The organism is Paenarthrobacter sp. NPDC089307 (assembly GCF_040685055.1).
Classification (GTDB): domain Bacteria; phylum Actinomycetota; class Actinomycetes; order Actinomycetales; family Micrococcaceae; genus Arthrobacter.
In genome coordinates this window covers 354415-362414 of sequence record NZ_JBFBHE010000006.1, presented here as the reverse complement: position 1 = coordinate 362414, position 8000 = coordinate 354415, and the positions used below count along the sequence as shown (strand labels likewise).

The following is an 8000-nucleotide window of genomic DNA, read 5'->3' as shown; positions in this document are numbered from 1 at the left end:
CACTCCGCGGTCTCTTCCGGATCACGATCAGGCAGCTGGGCAGTCAACCCGCTGAGGATGTGTGAGGTCTCTTCTCCTGCAGCCACGTCCAACCTCTCTTCATTGAATGTATGGGCGCTTGCTCTGTGGGGGCGCTCAAGGAATTTCGTATTGTGAGAATAAAATTCTGCAATTCGAGATTACGTCTGCCGATGGGCAGCGTCAACACGGATCGCGTATCCGAAACAGTCAACCCGGAAACCCGACGCCAAACAACCAAATGTGACCCTGCATACAGTCGCGAGCCTTGACCCAGGGTGACCTGCGTCATAGAGTTCTTTCACTATTCAATAACTCGATTCCGCAATGTGGAATCAGTACGAAGTGGAGATCCACGATGCAGACGACTTCATCAGTCGGCGTCAACGAGACTCCGGAAGACGCAGAGACGGGTGCCCCTGGCCATCCGGTCGTGGGAAACACGGATCTTTGCGCGATTGCTTCCGAAGCCGCAGGCCAAACCATCAGTCCCAGCCTTTACAACATCGACCTCGCACCCACCAAGGCCAAAGGCCGCAAGTGGACCAGCTACAGCATTTTTACCCTCTGGGCCAACGACGTCCACAGCCTGGGTAACTATGCCTTCGCCATCGGGTTGTTCTCCCTCGGCCTGGGAGGATGGCAGATCCTGGTAGCCCTGGGCATCGGGGCCGTGCTTCTGTTTGCCCTCCTGAACTTCTCGGGGTTCATGGGCCAGAAGACAGGTGTTCCCTTCCCCGTGATGAGCCGAATCAGCTTCGGTATCCGGGGAGCCCAGATCGCCAGCCTGGTCCGTGGCGCCGTCGCAGTCGCATGGTTCGGCATCCAGACCTACCTGGCCTCCGTGGTCCTCCGCGTCATGCTGGTGGCCATGGCTCCCGGCTTGAAGGACCTCGACAGCAACTCCATTCTGGGCCTTTCAACCCTGGGTTGGTTCTCCTTCGTGGCACTGTGGATCGTGCAGTTGGTGATCGTGAGCTTCGGCATGGAAATGATCCGTAAATACGAAGCCTTCGCTGGCCCCATCATCCTCATCACCATGGCAGCGATCGCCGTCTGGGTCTTCATCGAAGCCGGCGGCGCCATCCAGTGGTCCGGCATCAAGGGCCTTGAGGGCACCGAGATGTGGCTGACCATCTTTGCCGGCGGTGCGCTCTGGGTGTCCATCTACGGAACCTTCGTGCTGAACTTCTGCGACTTCACCCGGTCCTCCACCTCCAGGAAGTCCATCGTCAAGGGCAACTTCTGGGGCATCCCCATCAACATGCTCGTGTTCGGCGCGATCGTCGTCGTCATGGCGGGCGGCCAGTACAAGATCAACGGCACGGTCATCCAGAGTCCCTCCGACATCGTCCAGAGCATCCCCAATACGCTCCTGCTGGTCCTGGCCTGCCTCGCCCTGCTGATCCTCACCATCGCGGTGAACCTGATGGCCAACTTCGTGGCCCCCGTGTACGCGCTGACCAACCTGTTCCCGCGGCACCTGAACTTCCGCAAGGCAGCCTGGGTGAGCGGCACCATCGGCTTGATCATCCTGCCGTGGAACCTCTATAACAACCCGATCGTGATCGTGTACTTCCTCGGCGGCCTGGGCGCCTTGCTCGGCCCGCTGTTCGGTGTGGTCATGGCCGACTACTGGCTGGTCCGCCGGGGCAAGGTCAACGTTCCGGAGCTTTACACGGAAGACCCCAAGGGCGCCTACTTCTACAAGCGCGGCGTAAACCCCAAGGCCATCATCGCGATGCTGCCGGCTGCTGCCTTGGCAATTGCCATCGCCTTCATACCGGGATTGGCCGCCGCGGCGCCGTTCGCCTGGTTCATCGGAGCCGGCGTCGCCGCACTGACCTACTTCGCCGTGGCGGATAAGAAGCAAGTCCACCAGGACGTCTCCGGCGAGCCGATCGCCGTCGCCAGCACGCACTAGACACAAAGCATTGCGGCAAGCCCGCCCTCCCGGCCTCCGAGTTCAACGGACGCCGGCCGCAGGGCGGGCGCTGCCGTTGAGAGGAACCCCATGCGCATCCTTGTCGCGAACGTCAACACCACCCAATCCATGACCGACTCCATCGCAGCCCAGGCCCGAGCCGCCGCTGCCCCCGGTACCGAGATCATCGGGATCACTCCGCGTTTTGGCGCCGATTCCTGCGAGGGCAACTTTGAAAGCTACCTCGCCGCCATCGCCGTCATGGACGCTGTGGTCAACTACCCGGAACCCTTCGACGCCGTCATCCAGGCCGGCTACGGCGAGCACGGCCGCGAGGGTCTTCAGGAGCTCCTGGACGTGCCGGTGGTAGACATCACCGAAGCCGCCGCGAGCACGGCGATGTTCCTGGGCCACAAGTACTCGGTGGTGACCACGCTTGACCGCGCGGTGCCCTTGATCGAGGACCGCCTCAAGCTCGCCGGGCTGGACGCACGCTGCGCTTCTGTCCGTGCCAGTGGCATGGCCGTGCTGGAGCTCGAGGAGTATCCGGAACGTGCCGTCGAGGCAATTGTCGGGCAAGCCGAAGAAGCCGTCAGCAAGGACCACGCCGAGGTTATCGTCCTCGGTTGCGGAGGAATGGCCGGACTTGATGAGCAAATCCGCGAACGCACCGGGGTACCCGTGGTTGATGGTGTGGCCGCGGCCGTGACCATTGCTGAGTCGTTGGTCCGCCTCGGCCTGTCCACCTCCAAGGTGCGGACATACGCCACACCGCGGCCCAAGACTGTCATAGGCTGGCCGATAACCGCAGCCCGGCCCGCTGCCGCAACGCGCTGAACGCACCACCGAAAGGCAACCACATGACTGACTCCAGCCCGCCCCCGGCCCCCAGGGTCGCCGTCGTGACCGGTGCCGGTTCGGGTATCGGGCGGGCGGTGGCCCGACTCATGCTCGCCGACGGTTATCGGGTTGCGCTGGCCGGGCGCCGGGAGGCGCAGCTGCTCGAGACCGCGGATGGCCATCCGGACGCCCTCGCGGTTCCCTGCGACGTGACGGCGCCCGACGACGTCGCGCGCCTTTTCGGGGAAGTCCGCCAACGTTGGGGCCGGGTCGATGTCCTGTTCAACAATGCCGGCGTTTTTGGACCCTCCGGGGATGTGGGCGACCTTGACGTGGAGGAGTGGGAAGCCACTCTTCGGGTGAACGTCACCGGGTCCATGCTCTGCGCCGCTGAGGCTGTGCGTTCAATGAAGGAGCAACGTCCCCAGGGCGGACGGATCATCAACAATGGTTCCATCTCGGCCCATTCGCCCAGGCCCAGGTCCGTGGCGTATGCCGTGAGCAAGCATGCAATGACGGGCCTGACCAAGAGCATCGAGTTGGACGGGCGGGCTTTCGGGATCACGTGCGGCCAGATCGACATCGGGAACACGCGGACCGAGATCATGGACACCATTGGCGTCGGCTCCGGTGCGCTGCAGGCCGATGGCAGCCGCAAGGTGGAGCCGATGTTCCCAGTGGAGGATGCCGCACGTGCCGTGCTTTTGATGGCCAACATGCCGGCGTCGGCGAGTGTTGGATCCCTGGTGGTCACGGCTGCCGGCATGCCTTTCGTGGGCCGCGGCTAACGCGGTCCCCTCACCCCCCGTACGGGGAGTTTTTGTACACATAACGCCCTTAAAACCCCCTCTTGCGGTCATTAGCTGTACAAAAACTCCGTGCAGGGCGGGCTGAGCTGTGGATAACGTCCCACGGGTTCCTTCCGTGTGACTCAATGGGGCATGCGGCCGTTATCTCCTCTTCCTCCAGCCCTGACCTTTCGCGCCTTCACAGTGGACGCGGCAGCAGAATCCGGCGTGGCTCCCCGGCGGCTCCGCGCGGCCGATCTCTGGGTGCCAAGCCGGGGCCTTCGCGTGCCAAAGAATCCGCAAACGTTGTTGTCGGTGGCCAGTCCCCACCTCGAGCTTCACCAGGGTGATTTCCTGAGCCACGTCAGTGCCGCTGAGGTACTCGGATTGCCACTGCCCGCCTGGGCGCAGTTCAGGCCCGACGGCGGCAGGCCGGTGACCGCCGTCGTCGAACCTGTCCCGTGGGGACCCAAAAGCGGTCCGCATTTCCGCGAGCCGGGACGATTCATCCACCTGTCGCGACAAAGGACCGGTGCGCTGCCCAGACGCAGGGGTGTTGCAGGGCACCGCCTGTCATTGCGGGCTGGCGATCTCACTGAACTTCACGGCGTCCTGCTCACGTCCATCGCGCGGACGTGGGTGGATTTGGCCACGATGTTGCCGCTGGAGGACCTGGTGATTGCGGGCGATGCCATTGTCAGCGAACACGAGCGGTCGTTTGGACCACCCCGGATTGCGATGGTGCCCCTGTCCAAGCTGAGGCAATTCGTCGAAAAGGCCAACGGAGTCCACGGCGTGCGAAAAGCGCGCATCGCCTTGGACATGCTTCGGGTGGGAGTTGATTCTCCGCCGGAAACGAAGCTACGCCTGATGCTTGACGAGGCCGGACTTCCTGAGTTCGCCCCCAACTGCCGGGTGGATGATGCCCTGGGCCGGCCTGTCTGGACCGATTTGGGGTGCCCAGGGTTTCGGACCTGCCTGGAGTATGAAGGACTTCATCATCTTTCTCCCGAGCAGCAGGCGCTGGATGCGTACCGGGACCAGCGTGTGGCGGACGCCGGGTGGCGGCAGGTGAAGATCAACAGGATCGACATGGACCATGGCCGGAACTGGGTGGTGTCGCGGGTGAGGCAAGCGCTCCGGAAGCAAGGCTGGGCGGGCTGAGTTTTCGTACAGGTAATGACCCTAAAAGCCGCCCAGGAGGTCATTAGCTGTACAAAAAACCAAATGCGACTTCCGCAATACGGAAATCGAATCTCCCCTTGCGGAATGGTGTGACCCGGCTTACATTGAAAACATCCCCTCAAAACGTGGGGCCGTTTCCCAACTGATTGGTTCAGATCAATGAAGATCCCAGACCCCGCGGCGCTGAAGGCGAGTTCGGCCCCGCAGAAGAAAAAGCGGCTGTACCAGTCGCTCTTTTTTCAAATCCTGATCGCCGTCGTCGCAGGTGTGCTCATCGGTCATTTCTGGCCGAACATCGGGTCCGCACTCCGGCCACTGGGTGATGGATTCATTCAACTCATCAAAATGATCATCGCCCCGCTGATTTTCCTCGTGATCGTCACGGGCATCTCGGCAGTGGGCGACGTCAAGGCGGTCGGACGGGTCGGGGTCAAAGCACTCCTGTACTTCACCGGCGCCACGCTCTTCGCCCTGGTTTTCGGCCTGGTGGTCGCAAACATCGTCCAGCCTGGTGCCGGCCTTAACATCGATCCCGCAACCCTGTCTCAGGAAGCGCTCGACGCCAAGACCGGCCACGCAGTCCCCAAGGATGCGGCCGCCTTCATCCTGGATGTCATACCGTCCAGCGTGATCGGCGCTTTCGCCAGCAACAGCCTGCTCCAGGTGCTCTTCTTCTCCGTGTTTTTCGGTGCCGCAATCGTGGTCATCGGCCGGGAACGCTGCCTGCCGGTCATCAGCCTTATGGAAACGGTCCTGGAGCTCATCTTCAAGATCATGTCCTGGATCATGCGCGTGGCTCCGATCGGCGCATTTGGCGCCATGGCGTTCATCATTGGCCAATACGGTGTGGGCACCCTCGGCACCTACGCCCTGTTGATCGCCTCATGCTACGGCGCGGCTATCATCTTCATCGGGCTGCTGTTCCTGGTGGCTTGGGGCTTCGCCCGGGTTCCGCTCTGGCAGTTCCTGAAGTACACCCGGGAGGAATTCCTGCTGGCACTCGGCACGGCGTCCACTGAAGCAGTCATGCCCCGGATCATGACCAAGCTGACCAACGCCGGCTGCTCCCGTGCAACCACCGGCCTTGTGGTTCCAACCGGCTACTCCTTCAACCTGGACGGCGCTGCGATCTATCTGTCCATCTCGTTGCTGTTTCTTGCGCAAGCATTCGGTCACAACCTGGACCTCGGCCAGCAACTGGCCGCCCTCGGCGTGCTGCTCCTGACGTCCAAGGGCATGGCAGGCGTCCCCGGTTCGTCGTTCCTGGCACTCTCCGCCACCGCAGCCGCGCTGGGCATCTTCCCGGTGGCAGGCGTGGCACTCCTTCTCGGCGCCGACCGCCTGATGGACTCCATGCGCGTAGTGGTGAACCTGCTCGGCAACTGTGTAGCAACGTTCGTGGTGGCCAAGTGGGAAGGCCAGTTCGACCGCAGCGTCATGGTCCGCGCCTTCAACGGTGAGATCACCAATGAGGACACGGCCATCATGCTCGGCAAGGAAGACGTCTACGCGCAGCAGGAGCTGGAGCGCATCAGCGGCGGCCAGCAGCCTTCGCCGAAATTCCGGGGAGGCCCTGCAGCGGACGAGATCCCGCAGTTCGAGATGAGCAAACCCGGCCAACCCTCAACACCGGTCTGCCCCGACTGACCTGCCGGGTTTTTGTACAGCTAATGCCCCTAAGGCCGCGTCTTAGGGGCATTAGCTGTACAAAAACTCGTTTGGTTAGAGGGGGAGGAGCGACGAGAGGTCAGCCCGGAGGCCGGAGGCGGTCACTTTGTGGGCCGATACTGCGTCAGCCCAGTTGAGGCGTCCGGTCACCAACCGAAGCCAGGTGTCGGCGTCGGTCTCTATGACGTTCGGGGGAGTGCCGCGCGTGTGCCGCGGCCCCTCCACGCACTGCGTGACACCGAACGGCGGGACGCGGACCTCCACCGAGTTCCCGGGAGCACGCGCGGTGACTTCCTCCAGGGAGTAGCGCACCGCCGTCGCAATCAAAGCGCGCGACGGCGGTGTCCCGGCAGCGGCGCCGGACTCACCGTCGGCTTCACCGCTGGAAGGTTCGACGGCGGTTTGCCAGGCTGCCAGCGCGGCGCGGCCCTCGGAGATATCGACTCGGCGTCGTGCAACGGCCATGGTTTGTTTCCTTCTTAACTACTAGTCGAGCAGGGCGGAGACGGCGTGGCCCAGGCGGATCCGGCCTACCTCATGTCCTCCACCGAGCACGGGCTCAACTACCCGCTCCAGGACGCTGGATACGGCCGGGATGTCCACGGCACCGCTGACGGCGAGGAGCGTCAGGCCAACCAAGGACGTGGCGCGGAGGTTCCCATCCAGCATCTTGACTGCGACGGTGGCGCCGGTAGGGGTGGCCAGGACCAGGACGCCCTCGGCGCCGATCTTGGCAAGGACTTCCAGCTCTTCCATGACCACGGTGTTCGATTCGCCCCTGCCCTGGACGGCCCACGGGTAATCCAGCATGGACGTGGCGATGGTGGCTGCGCGGGCGTTGGAGGACTTATCCCCCGGCGATTTGGCCAAGCGGGAGTAGGCGCGGGCCAGCCCGGTCAGGGAGATCGCGGCGACTGGTGCCCCGCAGCCGTCAATGCCCAAGTGTGAAATGGCTTCGCCGCTGTACTCCTCAATGACTGAACGTACCCTCTGCTGGAGCGGGTGGTTCGGTTCTAGGTAGCTGCGCAGGTCCCAGCCGTTCTCCGTGCAGGCCCACAGGAACGCGGCGTGTTTACCGGAACAGTTGAACGCGAGCTTGGACTGCCCACGCTCTGAGCGGACCAGCCAGTTGCGGGCGGTCTCGTCCTGCGGCCACGCCGTGGGGCACTGAAGGTGTTCTTCCCGGACGCCTGCGGCCTTGAGCATTCCCTCCACCACGTCCATGTGATCCAGGGAACCCGTGTGGCTGCCGCAGGCCACTGCGACCTGGGCGCCACGAAGGGGAACGCCGGACTGCATGGAAGCCAACGCCTGGAAGGGCTTGAGGGTGGAGCGGGCGAAAACGGGAGCATCGATGTCGCCGAGGCGGGTAACCACCGAACCGTCCCCCGCGAGGACCACGGCCGCACCAACATGGCGGGACTCGATGAAGCCACTGCGTTCGATCACTGCCAGTTCGACGGCGGACTCAACGTTGAACGTTTCATGCGAACTCATGGGCATGAAGCAAGTCTAGGTGCGGGAGCGTGGTTCCCGGGCCAGCGGTGGTGCGCGCCTGGTCCGTTGAGTGACACAGC

7 protein-coding genes are annotated in these 8000 nt (G+C 63.2%); 5 read left to right on the top strand and 2 right to left on the bottom strand.

Going from position 1 to position 8000, the window contains the following annotated elements:
* Nucleotides 1-376 precede the first annotated feature (376 nt).
* From AB0N72_RS17065 to AB0N72_RS17045, 5 genes are all read left to right on the top strand, one after another.
* Nucleotides 377-1942, top strand: a complete 1566-nt coding sequence (locus AB0N72_RS17065; protein WP_363932672.1) for an NCS1 family nucleobase:cation symporter-1 — start codon at nucleotides 377-379, stop codon at nucleotides 1940-1942.
* Between the two features lie 90 nt (nucleotides 1943-2032).
* Nucleotides 2033-2779 carry an aspartate/glutamate racemase family protein gene (locus tag AB0N72_RS17060; protein ID WP_363932674.1) on the top strand — a complete coding sequence of 249 codons (747 nt, stop codon included), beginning with the start codon at nucleotides 2033-2035 and terminating at the stop codon, nucleotides 2777-2779.
* 23 nt (nucleotides 2780-2802) lie between these two features.
* Nucleotides 2803-3570 (top strand): SDR family oxidoreductase, encoded by a 768-nt coding sequence (locus AB0N72_RS17055; RefSeq protein WP_363932677.1) that lies wholly within the window; start codon nucleotides 2803-2805, stop codon nucleotides 3568-3570.
* A 204-nt stretch (nucleotides 3571-3774) separates the two neighbouring features.
* On the top strand, nucleotides 3775-4734 hold the full coding sequence (locus AB0N72_RS17050; protein WP_363932680.1) for a hypothetical protein: 960 nt from the start codon (nucleotides 3775-3777) through the stop codon (nucleotides 4732-4734).
* Nucleotides 4735-4914: 180 nt separating this feature from the next.
* The gene (locus AB0N72_RS17045) at nucleotides 4915-6402 is read left to right on the top strand and encodes a cation:dicarboxylase symporter family transporter (RefSeq protein WP_363932682.1); all 1488 of its coding nucleotides are present in this window, start codon (nucleotides 4915-4917) and stop codon (nucleotides 6400-6402) included.
* Between the two features lie 75 nt (nucleotides 6403-6477).
* Here AB0N72_RS17045 and AB0N72_RS17040 read toward each other — a convergent pair whose 3' ends face one another.
* Both AB0N72_RS17040 and AB0N72_RS17035 read right to left on the bottom strand, forming a co-directional pair.
* Nucleotides 6478-6888, bottom strand: coding sequence for a sterol carrier family protein (locus tag AB0N72_RS17040; protein ID WP_363932685.1), 411 nt, complete (start codon nucleotides 6886-6888; stop codon nucleotides 6478-6480).
* A gap of 21 nt (nucleotides 6889-6909) precedes the next feature.
* A complete protein-coding gene (locus tag AB0N72_RS17035) occupies nucleotides 6910-7926 on the bottom strand; it encodes an asparaginase (protein WP_363932687.1) in 1017 nt (338 codons plus the stop codon).
* Nucleotides 7927-8000: the final 74 nt, after the last annotated feature.